Here is an 18,472-nt window from a genome sequence, read left to right as displayed (position 1 = left end):
CTGCGGCACCGGTACGACCACAATAAACTCCGCACCAGGACGGGTGCGCGGACAGGACGGGGAGGTGAGCGATGGTCGAACCGGGAAACCGCGAGGCGGCGACCGAGGTCGCGGCTGTCCGAACCGGCCCGTCACCGCAGGTGGAAGCAGGTAACGGCCCGCAAACCACGACGCGGCGGATGCCCTCGCGCAGGCAGGTGCTCGTCGCCGATCGACCGCCCGCACCCGATGTGAAAGCCCTGCGCGCGCAGTTCCAGCCAGCCCGCCTGCGGGGGTTCGCGCGGTCGACGCCGGGCCGATTGCTCGCCGCCGGACTGGTGCTGATGCTGCTCTGCGTAGCCGCGGGCATGGTGACTTCGACGACCGTGAGCGAGCGCAAGCAAGCTTTGGGCGTCCTGCTCGACGACACCGAACCCGACGCGCATTCGGCCAACCACCTCTACACCTCGCTCTCGATCGCCGACGCCGCCGCGGGCCGCGCCTTCATCGCTGGTGGGGTCGAGCCGGAGGAGGTGCGCGACCGCTACACCCAGGCCATCGGTGAGGCGGCCGCCGAGCTGGTCACCCAGGCCGGTCACATCTCCGCCGAGGAGGCGGCCGACCCGGCAGGCACCGACCGGCGCCTGCGCACGGGCATCGCGACCGGCCTACCCGTGTACACCGGGCTGATCGAGACCGCGCGGGCCAACAACCGCAACGGTTTCCCGGTGGGCGCGGCGTATCTGAGCGAGGCCTCGCACCAGATGCAGACCACCCTGCTGCCGATGGCCGAGGAACTCGAAGACCACCGCTTCGACGCGGTGACCGCCGCCCAGCACCGGCACGTGCAGCCGCCGTGGGTCGCGATCGGGCTGCTCGTGCTCACGCTCGCCGCGCTCGTCTACGTGCAGATGGAGCTGGCGCGCCGGTCGCGGCGGGTTTTCAACATGGGCCTGCTGATCGGTACCGCGATGGTGGCGCTCACCCTGCTGTGGACGGTGGCGGCCGGGTCGGTGTCGGCGGTGGCGATGATCCGCTGCCGCGACGAGGGCGCGGTGCCCGCCGCCCGGCTCGCCGAGAGCCGGATCCTGGTGCAGCAGGCCAGGGCCGCCGAAATGGTGAAGCTGGTGCGCCGCGACGCCACCGGCGACTACGACCGAACGTTCGACGCCAATGCCGCCCGGCTCGCCGAACTCCTCGACGGTTACCCGTCCGGCGCACCGGCCGCCGACGAGGTGACCGACGCGCGCGCCGCGCTGGCCCGCTGGCAGTCGGCGCATCAGCGGATGAACGACACCCTCCAGCGTGGTGATTTCGTCGGCGCCGCCGCCGTGGCGACCGGGCCGAGCGCCGCCGATTCGACCGCCCAGGTCGACGCCCTGGAACGCGCACTCGACGACGCCCGGACAGCCACACGAGATCGGTTGCGCGACAAGGTATCCCAGGCCACCGACGTGCTCTCGTTCCTGGCTCCCGGCGCCCTGGTGCTCGGCATCGCCGCCGCCGTCTGTGTGGCGCTCGGGCTCTGGCCCCGGCTGCGGGAGTACCGGTGAGGCGGGGGCGCGCCGTCGCGGCGCTGCTGCTGGTCGCGCTGCTCGGCGGCTGTTCCGACAACAGCACACCGGCACCCGACGAACACACCGTGTATTCCGAACCGCCGTTGCCCGCCAAGGCGATTCCCATCGGCACCGACACTCCGCTGCCGCCACGCACCGGCGCGCAGTGCGGCGATCCGACCGCGAGTCTGCGCCCGAGCACCGCCGACGGTCCGACGATCGCGGCCATCCGCGCGCGCGGCAGGCTGGTCGTCGGGCTGGACGCGGGCAGCAATCTGTTCAGTTTCCGCGACCCGGTGACCGGGCGCATCGTCGGCTTCGACGCCGATATCGCCCGCGAGATCGCCCGCGACCTGCTCGGCAATCCGGACCTGATCGAATACCGAAGTCTCGCTTCGGAAGAGCGGGAGAAGGCGCTGCAGGAGCACACCGTCGACCTGGTGGCCAAGACGATGACGATCACCTGCGAACGGCGCGAACGGGTGGCGTTCTCGACGGTGTATCTGCGCGCCGATCAGCGAGTGCTCGCGATGAAGAATTCCGGTATCACCGGCCTCGCCGATCTGGCGGGCAAGCGCGTGTGCGTGGTCCGCGGGACGACCTCGCTGGACCACATCCGCCGCGATCAGCCCGCCGCGACCATCCTCACGGTCCCGACCTGGGCCGACTGCCTCGTCGTCCTGCAGCAACGCCAGGTCGACGCGGTGAGTACCGACGACGCCATCCTCGCCGGTCTCGCCGCCCAGGACCCCTACACCGAGGTGGTCGGTGCCAGCATCAGCGCCGAGCCCTACGGCATCGGAATCCCCAAGGGCGACGACGACCTGGTCCGCTTCGTCAACGCCACCCTCGACCGCATCCGCACCGACGGCACCTGGACGCGCATCCACCGCCGCTGGCTGTCCACGCTCGGCGAAGCGACGCCACCCGCCCCGAAGTACCAGGACTGATCGCGATGAGTACAACGCCACCGAAAGGCGCACCGGGCCACGGCGACCCGGACGATCAGTCACCCGCCGCCGACACGGCGCCCGAACTCGCCCCACGCCCCGAGCCCACCAGCCTCACCCAACGCCCGAAACCCGGCACACTCCCCGGCGGCTGGACGCTGCCACCCTCCACCGAGGACGACGAAACCAAACCCCTCCCGAAACTTCCCCTCGGCCGACCCCGTCCGAGCCCCACCGACACGACCGAGTTGAGTCATCGGCCGGTCGAGCGCGATCCATCCGAAACTCGGGCCTCCCCTGAACCTGCGGAGCAGGAATGGCCTGCCACGCAGGCGAGTACGCGCCGAGCGGCCGCACCGGACAGCCCAGCCGAGCACCCGCCAGGCGACGAACCTCCCGCGACCCAGGCTTCGGCCAGGGCGCCGATGGATGACCTGTCGGATACGCAGGCCGCACAGCGAACGGACCAGTTCAGTGCCGCTGAGCTGGGTGCCTATGCGGCTACCCAGGCGGCGGAGCGCACGGCCGCGCCGCCGGAAACGGGGGCTGCGGCTGCCACCCAGGCAGCGGAGCGTGCTGCTGTTCCTGCGGACACGGAGTCCGGGGCGACGGTGCGGTCGGGGCGGAGTGTGCGGACGGCGCGGTCTCGGCCGACGCGGCGGTTGGGGGCCGGGTTGGTGCCGATCCCGACCGTGACGCCCGCTGATCCACGGGATGCGGTGCTCACCGATCCGGTGGTGTCGGAGGGGCGGCGGTTCTGCTGGCGGTGCGGGGATCCGGTGGGGCGGTCTACGCCGGCGCGGGCGGCGTCGAGCAGTGGCGAGTGCCGAACCTGTGGTGCCGCTTATGATTTCCGGCCGTCGCTGCACGAGGGTGACATGGTGGGCGGGCAGTACGAGATCCAGGGTTGCCTCGCGCACGGCGGGCTCGGCTGGATCTACCTGGCGATCGACCGCAATGTCAGCGACCGGTGGGTGGTGCTCAAGGGTTTGCTGCACGCGGGCGACGCCGAAGCGCAGGCCGTGGCGGTGGCCGAACGGCAGTTCCTGGCCGAGGTGGCGCATCCGAGCATCGTCAAGATCCACAACTTCGTCGAGCACACCGCCGGTGACGGGTCCAGCATCGGCTACATCGTCATGGAGTACGTGGGCGGAAAGTCGTTGCGCGACATCCTCGATGCCCGCCCGCACGGTGAACGGATGCCGGTGGCCGAGGCCATCGCGTATGTGCTCGAGGTACTGCCCGCGCTCGAACACCTGCATTCGATCGGGCTCACCTACAACGACCTCAAGCCCGACAACGTGATGGTCACCGAGGACCAGGTGAAACTCATCGACCTCGGCGCCGTGGCAACCATCGAAGCCTACGGAAACCTGTACGGCACCAAGGGTTTCCAGGCGCCCGAGATCGCCAGGACCGGTCCGACACCCGCCTCCGACGTGTACACGGTCGGCCGCACTCTCGCCGCCCTCACCCTGCACCTGCCGAGCGAGCACGGCCGCTACCTCGACGGGCTCCCCGAGCCCGCCGCCGAACCCGTGCTGGCCCGCTACGAGTTCTTCCACCGTTTCCTGCTCACCGCCACCGACCCCGATCCGGACCGGCGCTTCCCTTCGGCGCGGGCGATGTCGGCACAGCTGGCCGGGGTTTTGCGCGAGATCCTCGCCCAGGACACCGACACCGAACATCCCCAGCTGTCCACAGTGTTCAGTCCACAGCGCACCAGTTTCGGCACCGAGGAACTCATCAGCCAGACCGATGCCTATCTCGACGGCGTCGGCCGCTCTCCGCTGATGGACTCGGGCGAAGTGGTCGCGGCCCTGCCGATTCCGCTGATCGACCCCGCCGACCCGGCCGCTCCCCTGCTGGCCGCCACCGCCAATCCCGAGCCCGAGCGCGTCCTGGAAGCCCTCCACGACGCCCGCGAACGCGCCGAGGCCGACCCGGACAACGCACCGGAGACCCTGGCGAACGAACTCCTCTTCGCCGAGGCCCGCGCCCGGCTCGAGCTCGGTGAATCGGCCGCCGTGCTGCATCTGCTCGAGCGGGTGCCGAACGATTCCGATTGGCGCGCGGACTGGTTCGCCGGTCAGGCCCATCTGCTGGAACTCGACTACGAGGCCGCGTTCGACTCGTTCGAGGCGGTCCTTCGCGTGCTCCCCGGCGAGATCGCCCCCAAGCTGGCACTCGCCGCGACCGCGGAACTCATTCTGCAACACTGGGATTCCCCGGAACCCGAGCAGTGGCGCGCCTTCGCGGAACGCTATTACGACACCGTATGGCGTACCGACCGCGCCGTGGTGAGCGCCGCCTTCGGCCTGGCCAGGCAGCTGGCCGTGGCGGGCCGGGTGGGTGAAGCCGTGCACGCCCTCGACGACGTTCCGGCCGCATCGCGCCACTTCACCACCGCACAGACGACGGCGATCCTGTTGCTGCTCACCAGCGCTCCCGTCGCCGACCTGGACGAACAGGTGCTGCGCCTGGCCGCCTCCCGCGCCCAGTCCGTGCCGCCCGGCGAACACCGCGCCACCCTCATGCGCACCCTGGTGCAGGGCACCGCCCTGGCCTGGTTGCAGGCGGGCAATTCACCGAAACGCAAGGACGCCAAGCTGTTCGGTCGCCCCTTCGACGAACGCGACCTGCGCGACGGCACCGAAACCGGCCTGCGCGCCCTGGCCCGCAACGCCGCCGACCGCACCCACCGCTACGCGCTGATCGACCTGGCCAACTCGCTACGCGCCAAGACCTGGTTCTGATCTTCGGCGGTCGGTCTCTTCGCGGGTCGGAACGCCCGAGCCGACCACCGCAGGCCCACGAAGGCCGTGTCAGCCACGAATAGCCGTACGCGCAAATCGCACTACACCCCGCGGCCGACGGAGCCGGCCGGACGGCTCGTCGGTGCCGGACCCCGGTCGTTACGCGACCGGGGTCTTCAGGCGGTCAAGCTGTGGGCGGCCCGGGCGATGGCGAGTTCTTCGTTGGTGGGGACCACCAAGACCTCGACCGGGGAGAATTCCGGCGAGATGCGGCGGACTCCTGGCGTCCGGGTTTCGTTGCGGCCCGGATCGACCTCGATACCCAGGCCCGACAGCCCGGCGAGGGCGTCCGCGCGCACGTTCGCGGCGTTCTCGCCGACACCCGCGGTGAAGACGATGACATCCACCGAGCCGAGCTCCACCAGGTACGCGCCCAGGTAGCGGCGCAGGCGGTGGATGTAGACGTCGTAGGCCAGTTCCGCCGCGGCGTCTCCCTTTTCGACCAGCTCGCCCAGCTCCCGGAAGTCGTTGACCCCCGACAGCCCCTTGAGCCCGGAATCGCGGTTGAGCAGCTGCTCCACCTGCGCGAGATCCAGATCGGCCACGCGCACCAGGTGCGGCACGATGCCCGGATCGAGGTCGCCGGGGCGAGTGCCCATCACCAGGCCCTCGAGCGGGGTCATCCCCATGGTCGTGTCCACCGCGACGCCACCCCGGATCGCCGACGCGGACGCACCGTTGCCCAGGTGGAAGACGATCTGGTTCAGCTCCGTGTAGTCGCGTCCGAGGAACTCGGCGGCTTTCTCCGACACGTACTGATGCGAGGTGCCGTGGAACCCGTACTTGCGGATGCCGTGCGCTGCCGCGACTTTCGCGTCGATCGCGTAGGTCTTGGCGGCATCGGGCAAGCCGTGGAAGAACGCGGTGTCGAATACGGCGACCTGCGGGATGCCGGGCAACAGCTCTCGCGTCGACTCGATACCGACGGCATTGGCCGGGTTGTGCAGCGGCGCGAGCTCGGACAGGTCGCGGATGGTGGTGAGCACGTCGTCGGTGACGATCGTGGGTTCCCAGAACACCTCGCCGCCGTGCACCACCCGGTGCCCGACCGCCCCGACACCGACGGTGGTCAGGTCGATGCCGGTCTCCTGGAACATCTCGAATGCCTGCCGCAGCCCGTCACGATGATCGGCGATCGGCCCCTCGTGCACCAGTTTTCGCCCACCGCACTCGTGCACGATGCGCCCACCGTGCGCCTCACCGATCTTCTCGGCCAACCCGGAGGCGACCACCTCACCCGAATCCGCGTGCAGCAGCTGGTATTTGATCGACGACGACCCGGAGTTCAGCACCAGGACCAGGTCACTCACTTCGTGTCTCCCTGCGCTTGAATGGCGGTGATCGCCACGGTATTCACGATGTCGGCCACCAGGGCGCCGCGCGACAGATCGTTCACCGGCTTGCGCAGACCCTGCAGCACCGGACCGATGGCGACGGCACCGGCGCTGCGTTGCACCGCCTTGTAGGTGTTGTTGCCGGTGTTGAGGTCGGGGAAGACGAAAACCGTTGCCTTGCCCGCGACATCGGAGTCGGGCATCTTCGCGCTCGCCACCGCGGGCTCGATCGCCGCGTCGTACTGGATCGGCCCCTCGACCGGCAGTTCCGGAGCGCGCTCACGCACGAATTCCGTTGCGGCACGGACTTTGTCGACATCGGCGCCGGTACCCGACGCACCCGTCGAATACGACAGCATCGCCACCCGTGGCTCGATCCCGAAGCGGGCCGCCGTCGCCGCCGAGGACACCGCGATATCGGCCAGCTGCTCGGAGGTGGGGTCGGGCACGACGGCGCAGTCGCCGTAGGCGAGCACCCGGTCGGCCAGACACATCAGGAACACACTCGACACCGTGGAGACGCCGGGGGTGGTCTTGATGATCTCGAAGGAGGGCCGGATGGTGTGCGCGGTGGTGTGCGCGGCGCCGGAGACCATGCCGTCGGCGATGCCCTTGTAGACCATCATGGTGCCGAAGTACGAGATGTCGGCCATGGTTTCACGGGCCCGCTCCAGCGTCATGCCCTTGTGTTTGCGCAATTCGGTGTACTCGGCGGCGAATTCGTCGAGGTAGCCGGAGGTGCGCGGGTCGAGTACCTGGGCGGCGGCGATGTCGACGCCGAGTTCGGCGGCGCGGGAACGCACGGCGGCCTCGTCGCCGAGGATCGTCAGGTCGGCGATCTTGCGCTGCAGCACCCGGCCCGCGGCGCGCAGGATGCGGTCGTCGTCGCCTTCGGGCAGCACGATGCGTTTGCGGTCGGAGCGGGCGCGTTCGATCAGGCGGTACTCGAACATCTGCGGGGTGACCACCGTCGAAGACGGCACCTGGATGCGTTCGAGCAGGGCCGACGCGTCGACGCGCTGTTCCATCAGCGCGAGTGCGGTGTCGACCTTGAGCGGGCTACCCGCCCACATGCGGCCACGGGTGCGGTGCACCGCGCTGGCGGTGTCGTAGGTGCCGAGTTCGGTGGTGAGGATAGGCAGCTTGGGCTGCAGACCATCCATCAGCCGTGCGATGGCCGGGTGCGGGCGGATGCCGCCGTTCATGATGACTCCGGCCAGCGACGGAAAGCCCGCCGCCTCATGGGCATTCATCACACCGAGCAGCACGTCGGAGCGGTCGCCGGGCGCGATCACCACGACGCCGTCGGAGAGCCGTTCGAGGATGTGCTCGGCCGTCATGCCGCCGACCATGATGCGCAGCGCCTCGCGCTGCAGCAATTCCGGGTCGCCGCTGTAGATCTCGCCGTCGATGGCCTCGCACAGTTCGCCCATGGTGGGCGCCATCAGCAGCGGCACCTCCGGCAGCCCCCACGACGGCACGTCGAAATCGGCCAGGGCGGCACAGGTCTCGTCCATCCCGTCGGGATCGCAGCGGTTGGCGATCACCGCCACCAGTTGCGCGTGCTCGCCGGCGAGTTCGCTCGCACAGAGTTCGACGAGCTGCTTCACCTCGACGGGTGTGCGTTCGGCGCCGCGCACCACGAGCAGGACCGGGGCGCCGAGGTTCACGGCGATACGGGCGTTGTAGCGCAGTTCGCTCGGGCTGGCCACATCGGTGTAGTCGCTGCCGACGATCACCACCGCGTCGCACGCCTTGGCCACATCGTGGAACCGCATCACGATCTCGCTGATGGCGGCGTCGGGATCGCGGTGCACGTCCTCGTAGCTCACGCCGACGGCCTGCTCGTAGCTGATATCGGCGGTGCTGTGCTCGAGCAGCAGCTCGAGGATGTAGTCGGGTGCGGTGGCCGAGCGGGTGATCGGCCGGAACACGCCGACCCGCGCCGTCGTGGCGCACAACATCTGCAGGACACCGAGGGCGACCGTTGACTTTCCGGTGTCGCCCTCGGGCGAGGCGATGTACACGGTGGACGGCGCTGGTTCGACCATGCCCGCGAGCTTAGTTAATCGGCGGCGATCCCGGGGTTCGGTGTGGCGCGATCCTCGCGGTTATAGTCCGCCCATGACACCGCAGTTCCCGGATCGACTCTGGGGTTCACGCACGAACCTGCTCTCCCGCGCCGCCAACCGTTTCGCCGCGACAAAGCCCGGTTCCCTGCTGATCCGCACCCTGACCCCACTCGACCGGGCCGTGCTCGAACGCACCGACGCCAAGTACACCGTGCTCGGCCCGATCGGCGCCCCGGTGATCCTGCTGACCACCATCGGCCGCAAATCCGGGCAGCCACGCACCCAGCCGCTGCTCTACGTCCACGACGGCGACACCCTCTACGTGGTCGGCTCCAACTTCGGCCAGGCCAAACACCCCGCCTGGACCGTCAACCTGCTCGCGAACCCGCAAGCCACCGTCGCCATCGCGGGCGAACGCATCCCGGTGACCGCCACCCTCGTTCCCGACGCGGACAAAGAGGCGATCTTCGCCCGCTTCGTCGAGATCACCGGCGCCTACGCCGCCTACCGCGACCGCACCACTCGCGACCTGCGCATCTTCGCCCTCCGCCGCGCCTGACCCGGACGCTGGAGCTCAGCCCAGGGCGCGCAGGCGGGGGGCCAGATCGCGCTTGAAGAGGTCGAGGAAGCGGAGCTGGTCGTGGCCGGGAGCGTGGAAGACCAGGTGGTTGAGACCCGCGTCGAGGTAGGGCTTGATCTGGGCGACGGCCTCGTCGGGGTCGCTGGCGACGATCCAGCGCTTGGCGACCTGTTCGATGGGCAGCGCGTCGGCGGCGGCTTCCATCTCGATCGGGTCGGTGATGTCGTGCTTCTGTTCGGGGGTCAACGACAGCGGTGCCCAGAAACGCGTGTTCTCCAGGGCGAGTTCGGGATCGGTGTCGTAGGAGATCTTGATCTCGATCATCTTGTCGATCGCGGACAGGTCGCGTTCGGCCTTGGCCGCGCCCTCGGCGACGGCGGGCAGCAGCTTCTCGGTGTAAAGGTCCATGCCCTTGCCGGAGGTGCAGATGAAACCGTCACCCGCACGGCCCGCGTACCTGGCGACCACCGGGCCACCGGCCGCGATGTAGACGGGGATGCCGTCCTTGGGCACGTCGTAGATCGAGGCGCCGACGGTGTGGTAGTACTCGCCGTCGAAATCGACCCGGTCGCCGAGCCACAGTTCGCGCATCAGTCGCACGGCCTCACGCAGCCGGGCGAACCGCTCCTTGAAGTCGGGCCATTCGCCCTTGTACCCGGTGGCGATCTCGTTGAGCGCCTCGCCGGTACCGACACCGAGCATCACCCGGCCCGGGTACAGGCAGCCGAAAGTGGCGAAGGCCTGCGCGATCACCGCCGGGTTGTAGCGGAAGGTCGGGGTGAGCACCGAGGTGCCGAGCATGATGCGCTCGGTGCGCTCGCCCGCGGCCGCGAGCCAGGCCAGCGAGAACGGTGCATGGCCGCCGTTGTGCCGCCACGGCTGGAAATGGTCGCTCACGGTGGCGCTGTCGAGGCCGTGCTGCTCGGCGGCCACCGCCAACTCGACCAGCTCTCGTGGTCCGAACTGCTCCGCCGACGCCTTGTACCCGAGCTTGAGATCGACCATTCCAGCCACTCCTGTTCCTCCGCTGACCGCTGCCTCCTCGACACTAGCGTGCGGCCCGCGATCCGCACCGTCGCCGTTTCGTCTCCCACCGCGCCCGGTTTTAGCGGATGATTAGCTGGTGACCGCCAAGGATGACCAGATCTTGTCGTATCTGACCGATATGGACGGCGTGCTGGTGCACGAGGATCAGCTGATCCCCGGTGCCGACGAGTTCCTCGCCGAGCTGCGCGAGAACGAGATCCCGTTCCTCGTGCTGACCAACAATTCGATCCGCACCCCGCGCGATCTGCAGGCCCGGCTGCGCCACACCGGCCTCGACATCCCGGAGGAGTCGATCTGGACCTCGGCGCTGGCGACGGCGACCTTCCTCGACGACCAGCGCCCCAACGGCACCGCGTACGTGGTCGGCGAATCGGGGCTCACCACGGCGCTGCACGAGATCGGTTACGTGCTCACCGACAGCGACCCCGACTACGTGGTGCTCGGCGAGACCCGCACCTATTCCTTCGAGGCGATCACCACCGCGATCCGACTGGTCGACCGTGGTGCGAAGTTCATCGCCACCAACCCCGACGCCACCGGTCCCTCCCGCGACGGCGTGCTGCCCGCCACGGGTTCGGTCGCCGCCCTGATCACCCGGGCCACCGGCAAGGACCCCTACTACGTCGGCAAACCGAACCCGCTGATGATGCGTTCGGCACTGCGGCGCATCGGCGCGCACTCCCAGTCGACGGTGATGATCGGCGACCGGATGGACACCGATGTGATCGCGGGTCTCGAGGCGGGCATGCGCACGGTCCTGGTCACCTCGGGTATCTCCACCAAGTCTTCGGTCGAGAAGTACCCCTTCCGGCCGACGCTTGTCGTGGATTCGATCGCCGACCTGCTCAATCGCACCCGCACCCCGTTCGTGGAACTCTGACGAGCCCGACGCACTGGCCGCCGCCACGTGGGCGGTCTCAACCGACGCTGTTCTCGTCACCCGCGACGATGATGTCGATCGCCGCCGACAACCGGGTGAGAGTCTCGACGGTCGCGGCGAATTCGGCCGGGCCGAGTGCGTCGGCGAGGCGACGGGCCAACACTTCGTGCTGCGGGTCGATGCGACGGACGGCCGCCTCGCCCGCCTCGGTGATCGCGACCAGCTTGGCCCGTTTGTGCGCCGGGTTCGGCCGGTATTCGCACAGCCCCTTGCCGACCAGGATGTCGGCCACCCGCTGCACGCTCTGCCGGGTGATGCCGATGGCGCGGGCGATCCCGGCGACCGGCAACGGTTGATGTTCCACCGACGCCATCACCTGCCACCACGCCACCGAGATCCCGGCAGGCGCGGCCAATTCGTCACCGAGGGCGAGGAATTGACCGTTGAGCCGGTAGACGGTGAGCGCGGCCGCGTCGAGCAGCTGCTGTTGTTCGTTCAATCTGCTTGTCCGCTTGCGTTTTCGGCAAGAGCGAAGTAGCCGGTGGGGTCCTTCTGTCCGAACAGCTGGTACCACGCGTCGAGTACCTGCGGCTCGAAGAGATCGAGGCGGACGAAGATCTCACGCGCGAACTCGAACGGGGACATGGCGTCGGCGGTGATGAGGTCACCGTCGGTCACCGCCGATTCGTCGACATAGTGCTCGGCGCCGGAATAGCCACTGGAGGCCAAATATTCGGCGGCGTTGCTCGTGTGCGGGCGGTCGTCGAGCAAGCCTTCCTTGGCGAGTCCGAGGGTGGCACCACAGATCGCCGCGACCGGTACACCCGCCGCGAGGAATTCCCGCGCCTTGCGAGCGAAGGGAGCCAGGTCGTCACCGGCGTCCCACAGGTCGGCGCCGGGCAGGATCAGCATCGCGCTGTCGGCGGGGTCGATGTCGGCCAGGGCCAGGTCGGGGGTCACCCGCATGCGTCCGGCGGTGGTGACGGGCGCGGTCGTGAGCCCGACCGTCGCCACCTCGAAGCGCCCCGGCTCGCGATGCCAGGAGTCGTCGGCGATATTGACCGTCGCCGCGCCGACTTCCCAGTCCGAAAGAGTGTCGTACACAGCCACGTGAACTGTCTTCTTCGTCATGACAGCATCCTGTCATTATTGACAGGATGCTGTCAATAAGAATTTTGTTACCCGCTTACAGGCGCCCCTCCGTAGGCTGACGCACAACCGGTGCGAGACAAAGGAGTTCGCCACGATGACCGACCCGGTGCAGGGAATGACCGGCACCATCACCTCACCGATCCGCGCCGCGGGCGCACTCGGCGAAGTACTCGTCGCCATTCGTGGCGGCACGGAGCTGTATCTCGCGCGCGCCGACGAACCGATCGAGGCGGGCGCGACCGTGCTCATCGTCGCGGTCAATCCGGGCAGGCTCGTCGACGTCGTGCCCTGGATACCGCTCACACCGCGACTGCCGCAAGACAACTGAAAGCAAGGGAGGCTCAGATGCTGGGCTATCACGTTCCTGATCCCGACGAGGCCATGCTGGTCAGTGGCGCCAAGGTCAAGGACAACGCGCCGTTCAAGGTGATCATCGGTCGCGGCACCTGGGTGATTCCACTGTTTCGCAAGGTCAGCTACCTGTCGCTGGCAATGTTCGAATCCGAGATCCGCGAACGCTGCGTCACCAAGCAGGCCATCCAGCTCGACGTGCGCGCGGTTATCGCGTTCAAGGTCGCCAACGACACCCAGTCGATCGTCAATGCGGCACAACGCTTCCTGTCCGAGCAGGAGAAGGAGATGTCGGTGCTCACCGGCCGCATCTTCTCCGGTCACCTGCGCTCGATCGTCGGCTCGATGACCGTCGAGGAGATCATCCGCGAACGCCAGAAGCTGGCCGACGAGGTGCTGATCGCCTCCAAGGTGGAGATGAGCAATATCGGCCTGTGGGTCGACTCGTTCCAGATCCAGTCGATCGACGACGGCAACCTCGGCTATATCGAGGCCCTCGCCGCCCCGCACAACGCGGCCGTGCAGCGCGACGCCCAGATCGCCCAGGCCCAGGCCGCCCAGCGCGCCGCCGAGGCCGAACAGGAATCGCTGCGCCGCCGCGCCGAATACGAGCGCGAGACCTCGCTGCTCAAGGCGCAGTACCAGCGCGACATCGACAAGGCCAATGCCGAAGCGGCACAGGCAGGTCCGCTCGCCGACGCCGTAGCCCGGCAGGAAGTCCTCACCGCCCAGGCCGAACAGGCACGCAAGAACGCCGAACTGCGCGAGCAGGAACTTCAGGCCGAAGTCGTGAAACCCGCTCTCGCCGAGGCAGAACGGGTCCGCATCCTCGCCGAGGCCGAAGCCGACCGCACTCGCATCCAGGCCGAAGCCGCCGCCTCCAACAACCGAATCGCCTTGGACCAGTTGCTCATCGAGCAACTCCCCGAGATCGTCCGCCAAGCCTCCAACGGCCTCGCCAACGCCAACCTCACCGTCCTCAACGGACCCGACGGCGTGAGCGAACTGGTCAACGGCATGGTCGGCCAGGGCCTGACGGTCTTCAACTCCTTGCAGAAGGCCCTGTCCAACGGCGAGGTCGACAAGGTTCACGACTCGTAGACATTAGTAGACAAACCCGCGTACGCTGGGCGTTATGAAGTCCATCAGCGTCGGCGAGCTTCGCCAGAATCCGTCCGCCATGGTCGCCGACGTCGAATCGGGCGAGGTCTACGAGCTGACCCGGCACAACCATCGGGTGGGCTTCATCGTGCCTGCGGTCTCCTCGACGCAGATCATTCCGCGCAAGGTCGCTGGACGCGCCAACACCCGCGCGATCCGGCGTCACGAACTCCGAACGGCCGACTCGATCGACGAGTTGCTCGACTCGGAGAAGGGCGAGTGGTGAGGTACTTCTACCTCGATACCTCGGTCGCCATGCGGATCATCCTCGGACACTCGGCCGAAGCTGCTGAGTGGTTCGACGGCACCACCGGCAGCGAGGTCGACCGAGTCGTCTCGTCGCGATTGCTACGCACCGAAATCACCCGCGTGTTGCGCCGTGAAGGATTGCCCGTGCTCGACCGGGACCAGATCATCGATCACATCGACATCATCCCGGTCGATCACGCTGTCCTCAACGAGGCCGAGGCCATCATTTCCCACATCCGAACCCTGGATGCCATCCATCTGGCCTCCGCACTACGCAGCGGCTTGGACGACCTCACCATCGTGACCCACGACAAGAACATGGCCACGGTGGCCGAGCAGCTCGGTTTCGCGGTGTACGACCCCGTTCGTTGAACGGGAGCTAGCTGAGGGCGTGGTCGAGGTCGCCCAGGAGGTCTTCGATGTCTTCCAGGCCTACCGAGATGCGGACCACGCCGTCGGAGAGGCCGATGGAGGCGCGGCCTTCCGGGCCCATGGCTCGGTGGGTGGTGGTCGCGGGGTGGGTGATCATCGTTTTGGCGTCGCCGAGGTTGTTGGAGATGTCGATGATGCGCAGGCGGTTGAGGACCTCGAAGGCGCGCTTCTTGCCGTCGTCGCCGTGCAGGGCGAAGGTGACGACGGTGCCGCCGCCCGACATCTGCTCCTGCGCCAAGGCGTGTTGCGGATGGGACTGCAGGAACGGGTATTTCACCCATTCGACCGACTTGTTCGTCTCCAGGAATTCGGCGACCTTCAGCGCCGATTCGGTGGATTGACGCACGCGCAGCGGCATCGTCTCCAAGCCCTTGAGCAGGGTCCAGGCGTTGAACGGGCTCAGTGCCGGACCGGTATGGCGCATCAGGGTTTTCACCGGGCCATCGATGTAGTCCTTGGCGCCGAGGATGGCGCCGCCGAGGACGCGACCCTGGCCGTCGATGTGCTTGGTGCCGGAGTAGACGACCACGTCGGCGCCGAGTTCGAACCCGCGCTGCAACAGTGGGGTGGCGAAGACGTTGTCCAACACCACTTTCGCGCCCGCGGCGTGGGCCAGCTCGGTGACCTTGCGGACGTCGACGAGGGTCTGCATCGGGTTGGCCGGGGTCTCGAAGAACACGGCTTGGGTGGGCACCGACAGGGCCTGCTCCCACTGGTCGAGGTCGTCGCCGTCGACGAAGACGGTCTCGATGCCCCAGCGCGGCAGGATCTCGTTGCACACCACGAAGCAGGAACCGAACAGGCTGCGCGCGGCGACGAGCCGGTCGCCGGCCTTCAGCAGCGCGCCGAGCGCGGTGAAGACCGCCGACATGCCCGAGGCGGTCGCGAACGCGGCCTCGGCGCCGTCGAGCAGGCGGATGCGCTCCTCGAACATGGCCACCGTCGGGTTGCCGAAGCGGGAGTAGACGAAGTGTTCGACATCGCCGGTGAACGCGGCCTCGGCGGCCTCGGCGTTCTCGTAGACGAAGCCGGAAGTCAGGTACAGCGCCTCGGACGTCTCGTCGAATCCGGAACGTCGCAGGCCACCGCGCACACCGAGGGTGGCGGGACCAACCCCTTCCGGCAGCGGCTTGTCGAAGGAACCACCGGTGATCATGCGAGTCTCCTTATGCCTGGCGCCACGGCAGGCCGACGGCGCGCCAGCCGGTGCTGCCGCGCTGCCCGAACGCGTCGAGCCCACCTTCGAAACCGTCGAGCACGTTGTAGGACGGGGTGATCCCCGCCGCGGTGGCCACCGTCGCCGCGTACGCCGAGCGCTGACCCGAGCGACACAGGAACACCACGGGCGCGTCGGCCGGGCGGTCGGCGAGGACCTGTTCGAGCTGCTCACCGAAGCGCGGGTTGCGCGCGCCGGTGCCGTCGACCCATTCGATGAAGTGCGCGGGGCGCTCGATGGAGCTGGTGTCGGGGATGCCGATGTGGGCCCACTCGCCTTCGGTGCGCACGTCGACCAGCACCGCGTCGGCGTGCTCGGTCAGGATTTCCCACGCCTTCTCAGGGGTGATGTCGCCGGCGTAACTCATGTCGATCCTCCTGCGTGAATCCGCTCTTGCCGAGGCGGGGAGTCCGCACACGGCCAGGTCGTCACCCGGAGCACCCCACCGCGGAGGAGGGTTGCCGACCAGCTAGCCGGGGCTTGACGCTGGTACTCATGACCTTGCGATCTGAGATTGCCCCGGCACTGGTCACCGTGTCAAACTCCTCAGGGCGTGCACACCAGCCAGGCGCCGTCGACCCGGGTGAGGTTCCAGGTGCTCGACGTCGACTGCCCACCCACCGAAACGGTGGCGTCGATCTTGGCCCGGTTGCCGTTGACGGTGGCGTTGGAAAAGCCCTTCTTGTCGATCGTCGCCGCTGATTCCGGGCCGCCGAGCCGTTCGGTGAGACCCGATTTCGCCTCGTCGAACCCGGGGCACGCCACCCCGGGCGGCGGACGCTGATCGGTGCGCGAGCGCGCGTCGATATAGTTGGTGACGGCGGCCGCGAGCCGATCGGCCTCTGTGACATTTTTCTCAGCGGGCGCGAGGAGCCCGCCGACGACGATGCTGATGAGCACGACGACCGCGATCACCGCGGCCGCGACGAACGGGACGATGGACCGCTTGTCGGTCTGATCGACCTCGATGGGCTGATCGTCCGAGCCTGTTTGCTCCTCGCTCATGTGGTAATCCTGACAGACCCGGGCCGGGCAGCTACACCGCGCGCCGGGTTGCCGCAACACCGCAGCTAGAATCGCGTTGATTACGGCCTGCCGCCGACGAGGACGGCAGCGGCCGGTAGCCGGTTTCCGACTTAGCCTAAGCTAAGTTGACGCCGTCACATCGTTTCTCGACCAAAGGGTGCGCGTAGACAATGACCGAACAGACAGCGACTCGCCCGCTTCGCATCGCGATCGTGGGTGCGGGACCGGCCGGTATCTACGCCGCCGACGCCTTGATGAAGTCCGACGCCGAGGTCAGCATCGACCTCTACGAGCGCATGCCCGCGCCCTTCGGCCTCATCCGCTACGGCGTGGCACCCGACCACCCGCGCATCAAGGGCATCATCACCGCCCTGCACAAGGTGCTCGACAAGGATCAGGTGCGCCTGCTCGGCAACATCGACTACGGCACCGACATCACCCTCGACGACCTGCGTCAGTTCTACGACGCGGTGATCTTCTCCACCGGTGCCAACGCCGACCGCGCACTGCCGATCCCCGGCATCGACCTCGACGGTTCCTACGGTGCCGCCGACTTCGTCTCCTGGTACGACGGGCACCCCGACGTGCCGCGTTCGTGGCCGCTGGACGCCGAGAAGGTCGCCGTGCTCGGTGTCGGCAACGTGGCCCTGGACGTGGCGCGCGTGCTCGCCAAGACCGGTGACGAGCTGCTGCCCACCGAGATCCCGCCGAACGTCTACAAGGGGCTCAAGGAGAACAAGGCCGTCGAGGTGCACGTCTTCGGGCGTCGCGGTCCCGCGCAGGCCAAGTTCACCCCCCTCGAGCTGCGTGAACTCGACCACTCGCCGACCATCGAGGTGATCGTCGACCCCGAGGACATCGACTACGACGAGGGTTCCGAAGCCGCGCGCCGTAACTCCAAGCAGGTCGACATGGTCGCCAACACCCTCGAGCAGTGGGCCATCCGCGACCAGGGCAACCGCCCGCACAAGCTGTTCCTGCACTTCTTCGAGTCGCCCGCCGAGATCGTCGGCGACGAGAACGGCCGCGTCGTCGGTCTCAAGACCGAGCGCACCCAGCTCGACGGCACCGGCAACGTCAAGGGCACCGGCGAGTTCAAGCAGTGGGACGTGCAGGCCGTCTACCGCGCCGTCGGCTACCTGTCGCAGAACATCAACCAGCTGCCGTTCGACGATCAGGCGGGCACCGTGCCCAACGAGGCCGGTCGCGTGATCGCCGACGAGAGCGCCGAAGGCAACGCCCGCTTCATGCCCGCCACCTACGTCACCGGCTGGATCAAGCGTGGCCCCGTCGGCCTGATCGGCCACACCAAGGGCGACGCCAACGAGACCATCGCCTGCCTGCTCGACGACGCGAAGAACTTCACCCCCGCGCCGAAGCCCGAGCTGGACGCGGTCACCGAGTTCCTCGAGGGCAAAGGCATCCCGTTCACCACCTGGGCCGGCTGGTACCGCCTCGACGCCCACGAACGCGCCCTCGGCGAGCCCGAAGGCCGCGAGCGCGTGAAGGTCGTCGAGCGCGAAGACATGCTCCGCGCGAGCGAGCCCCACAAGGCGTAAAGCCACACCGGGCGGGCTCACCCACGAGCCCGCCCGCCTACGCCCCCCCGGCCACAGGCACCACTCGAGTCCGCCACCTACCGCACTCCCGACCACACGGCACTACTCGAGT

At 68.2% G+C, this 18,472-nt stretch carries 17 protein-coding genes, 1 pseudogene and 1 riboswitch; of the genes and pseudogenes, 10 read left to right on the top strand and 8 right to left on the bottom strand.

Going from position 1 to position 18,472, the window contains the following annotated elements; translation table 11 throughout:
* The first annotated feature begins 71 nt into the window (after positions 1–71).
* From NI2_RS00395 to NI2_RS00385, 3 genes are all read left to right on the top strand, one after another.
* Positions 72–1,532, top strand: coding sequence for a GlnX family signal transduction membrane protein (locus NI2_RS00395; protein WP_067484450.1), 1,461 nt, complete (start codon positions 72–74; stop codon positions 1,530–1,532).
* Complete coding sequence (locus NI2_RS00390; protein ID WP_067484447.1) at positions 1,529–2,485, top strand: glutamate ABC transporter substrate-binding protein; 957 nt, start codon at positions 1,529–1,531, stop codon at positions 2,483–2,485. The genes NI2_RS00395 and NI2_RS00390 overlap by 4 nt, the downstream gene beginning before the upstream one ends.
* Before the next feature lie 425 nt (positions 2,486–2,910).
* Positions 2,911–5,241, top strand: coding sequence for a serine/threonine-protein kinase (locus tag NI2_RS00385; RefSeq protein ID WP_084475765.1), 2,331 nt, complete (start codon positions 2,911–2,913; stop codon positions 5,239–5,241).
* A gap of 176 nt (positions 5,242–5,417) precedes the next feature.
* On the opposite strand, the gene NI2_RS00380 is transcribed toward NI2_RS00385, so the two are convergent.
* Positions 5,418–6,611 carry an acetate kinase gene (locus NI2_RS00380; protein ID WP_067484442.1) on the bottom strand — a complete coding sequence of 398 codons (1,194 nt, stop codon included), beginning with the start codon at positions 6,609–6,611 and terminating at the stop codon, positions 5,418–5,420.
* The gene (gene pta / locus NI2_RS00375) at positions 6,608–8,686 is read right to left on the bottom strand and encodes a phosphate acetyltransferase (RefSeq protein ID WP_067484437.1); all 2,079 of its coding nucleotides are present in this window, start codon (positions 8,684–8,686) and stop codon (positions 6,608–6,610) included. The genes NI2_RS00380 and pta overlap by 4 nt, the downstream gene beginning before the upstream one ends.
* A 73-nt stretch (positions 8,687–8,759) precedes the next feature.
* Here pta and NI2_RS00370 point away from each other — a divergent pair, with 73 nt between their 5' ends.
* Positions 8,760–9,266, top strand: a complete 507-nt coding sequence (locus tag NI2_RS00370; protein ID WP_067484435.1) for a nitroreductase/quinone reductase family protein — start codon at positions 8,760–8,762, stop codon at positions 9,264–9,266.
* A gap of 15 nt (positions 9,267–9,281) precedes the next feature.
* Here NI2_RS00370 and fgd read toward each other — a convergent pair whose 3' ends face one another.
* Positions 9,282–10,292 (bottom strand): glucose-6-phosphate dehydrogenase (coenzyme-F420), encoded by a 1,011-nt coding sequence (fgd, locus tag NI2_RS00365; protein WP_067484432.1) that lies wholly within the window; start codon positions 10,290–10,292, stop codon positions 9,282–9,284.
* Positions 10,293–10,410: 118 nt separating this feature from the next.
* On the opposite strand from fgd, the gene NI2_RS00360 reads away from it, so the two are divergent.
* Entirely contained in the window at positions 10,411–11,214 is an 804-nt protein-coding gene (locus NI2_RS00360) for an HAD-IIA family hydrolase (RefSeq protein WP_067484430.1), read from the top strand.
* Positions 11,215–11,251: 37 nt separating this feature from the next.
* Here the strand turns inward: NI2_RS00360 and NI2_RS00355 are convergent, their stop codons facing one another.
* Both NI2_RS00355 and NI2_RS00350 read right to left on the bottom strand, forming a co-directional pair.
* Positions 11,252–11,713: a MarR family winged helix-turn-helix transcriptional regulator gene (locus NI2_RS00355; protein WP_067484427.1), complete on the bottom strand. Its 462-nt coding sequence runs from the start codon at positions 11,711–11,713 to the stop codon at positions 11,252–11,254.
* A complete protein-coding gene (locus NI2_RS00350) occupies positions 11,710–12,345 on the bottom strand; it encodes a DJ-1/PfpI family protein (protein ID WP_084475764.1) in 636 nt (211 codons plus the stop codon). Before NI2_RS00350 ends, NI2_RS00355 begins: the two co-directional genes overlap by 4 nt.
* 115 nt (positions 12,346–12,460) lie before the next feature.
* Here NI2_RS00350 and NI2_RS00345 point away from each other — a divergent pair, with 115 nt between their 5' ends.
* The 4 genes and pseudogenes from NI2_RS00345 to NI2_RS00330 all read left to right on the top strand — a co-directional run bounded on the left by NI2_RS00345 (position 12,461) and on the right by NI2_RS00330 (position 14,499).
* The gene (locus NI2_RS00345) at positions 12,461–12,694 is read left to right on the top strand and encodes an NfeD C-terminal domain-containing protein (RefSeq protein WP_067484424.1); all 234 of its coding nucleotides are present in this window, start codon (positions 12,461–12,463) and stop codon (positions 12,692–12,694) included.
* Positions 12,695–12,711: 17 nt separating this feature from the next.
* Positions 12,712–13,818, top strand: coding sequence for an SPFH domain-containing protein (locus NI2_RS00340; protein WP_067484422.1), 1,107 nt, complete (start codon positions 12,712–12,714; stop codon positions 13,816–13,818).
* A gap of 34 nt (positions 13,819–13,852) precedes the next feature.
* A pseudogene (locus NI2_RS35585) lies at positions 13,853–14,005 on the top strand (type II toxin-antitoxin system Phd/YefM family antitoxin); the annotation flags it as partial.
* A gap of 95 nt (positions 14,006–14,100) precedes the next feature.
* The gene (locus NI2_RS00330; protein WP_084475833.1) at positions 14,101–14,499 is read left to right on the top strand and encodes a PIN domain-containing protein; all 399 of its coding nucleotides are present in this window, start codon (positions 14,101–14,103) and stop codon (positions 14,497–14,499) included.
* 7 nt (positions 14,500–14,506) lie between these two features.
* Here the strand turns inward: NI2_RS00330 and NI2_RS00325 are convergent, their stop codons facing one another.
* The 3 genes from NI2_RS00325 to NI2_RS00315 all read right to left on the bottom strand — a co-directional run bounded on the left by NI2_RS00325 (position 14,507) and on the right by NI2_RS00315 (position 16,780).
* Positions 14,507–15,715: an O-succinylhomoserine sulfhydrylase gene (locus tag NI2_RS00325; RefSeq protein WP_067484412.1), complete on the bottom strand. Its 1,209-nt coding sequence runs from the start codon at positions 15,713–15,715 to the stop codon at positions 14,507–14,509.
* 10 nt (positions 15,716–15,725) lie between these two features.
* Positions 15,726–16,142: a rhodanese-like domain-containing protein gene (locus tag NI2_RS00320; RefSeq protein ID WP_067484409.1), complete on the bottom strand. Its 417-nt coding sequence runs from the start codon at positions 16,140–16,142 to the stop codon at positions 15,726–15,728.
* Between the two features lie 17 nt (positions 16,143–16,159).
* A riboswitch (SAM riboswitch) is annotated at positions 16,160–16,276 on the bottom strand.
* A gap of 45 nt (positions 16,277–16,321) precedes the next feature.
* Positions 16,322–16,780: an Rv0361 family membrane protein gene (locus tag NI2_RS00315; RefSeq protein ID WP_067484407.1), complete on the bottom strand. Its 459-nt coding sequence runs from the start codon at positions 16,778–16,780 to the stop codon at positions 16,322–16,324.
* Positions 16,781–16,971: 191 nt separating this feature from the next.
* Here NI2_RS00315 and NI2_RS00310 point away from each other — a divergent pair, with 191 nt between their 5' ends.
* Positions 16,972–18,360, top strand: coding sequence for an FAD-dependent oxidoreductase (locus NI2_RS00310; protein WP_067484405.1), 1,389 nt, complete (start codon positions 16,972–16,974; stop codon positions 18,358–18,360).
* Positions 18,361–18,472 lie beyond the last annotated feature (112 nt).

Source organism: Nocardia ignorata NBRC 108230 (assembly GCF_001612905.1).
Taxonomy (GTDB): domain Bacteria; phylum Actinomycetota; class Actinomycetes; order Mycobacteriales; family Mycobacteriaceae; genus Nocardia; species Nocardia ignorata.
Note: the sequence above shows the minus strand (reverse complement) of the source record. Positions and strands in the feature narration are given on the sequence as shown.